A 1,130-nucleotide genomic window follows, 5' to 3' on the forward strand; every position below is an offset into this window, starting at 1 on the left:
CTCCACACCAGGCAGGGCTGGCCCTCCAGGACCATCAGCTCGCACTCGGCCCGCCGCCATCTGCGCATCGAGCGCCTGGAGACCTGGGCGGCAAAGAGGAAGCCGAAGCAGGCGGCCAGCAGCAGCCAGCCGATCAACTCCAGTGCAGGTTGCAAGCTGCCCGACGCGTCGCCCATCACCCCATGATAAGGGCAGCACCGGCCGGCGGGGTGCGCCCGGTGATCGCCCAGCCCAGATGCAGCTAGCGGTTCTCCCCGGTGATCTCGAACAGGCCGTGGGCGCCGCGCTCACCGTCGGACATGTAGTGGGTGACAAACGGGTAGTGCCCGGCCTCCGGGAAGACCAGCTCGACAAAGCCGCCCTGGGCCGGGGCCAGGGCCAGCGCCTGGCTTCCGCCCTGCGGGTCCTGCCGGTGATCCAGCCGGTAGCCGCCTTCGAACCAGACGGTGTCGAACTGACCGCCGATGACATGGAAGGAGGAGGGACGGTTGGGACCGGCATCCAGCAACCAGATCCGCACCCGTTCCCCGGCCCGGGCCCTGAGCGGCTGATGCAGGTACTGGTTGGCGTAGCCATTGAAGGCCACGATGTCCGGGGTGCCGGCCAGCAGCTTGTCCATGTCCACTTCCCCGCCCTGGCGCCAGGTAGAAGTCCGACTGGGTGAGCACAAAGCTCTTGTCCACCTGCGGCAGGTCACCGGGTTCGATGACCACCGTGCCAAACATGCCGTTGGCGATGTGGGCGCTCATTGGCGCGGTGCCGCAGTGGTACATCCAGATTCCCGCCTTGGTGGCGGTAAACCGGTAGGTCAGGCTCTGGCCGGGCGCGATGGTGCGCATCGGCTCATCCGGGGCCAGGGCACCGGCATGGAAGTCGATGGAATGGCCCATGCTGCCGTCGTTGTACAGGTGATTTCAAACCTGTCCCCCACCCTGCCGTGCAGCACCGGGCCGGGCGCGGTGCCGTTGAAGGTCCACAGTTTCTGGGTGACCCCGAGGGCGACGGCGGCCTGCAGCTCACTGACGGTGAACCGGTGTCGGTGAGTGACCGGTTCGCCGGCGTCCTTCGCCAGCGGCTCCAGTTCGGCCTCGCGCGCGGTGAACCCGTCCTGCGGGGCGGCGTTGAAGTCC

At 67.9% G+C, this 1,130-nt stretch carries 1 pseudogene; it reads right to left on the reverse strand.

The annotated features are described in order from the left end of the window. Positions 1-241 precede the first annotated feature (241 nt). Positions 242-1,130: pseudogene (locus tag JCM19049_RS21255) on the reverse strand (multicopper oxidase domain-containing protein); the annotation flags it as partial.

This window comes from Arthrobacter sp. JCM 19049 (assembly GCF_001310435.1).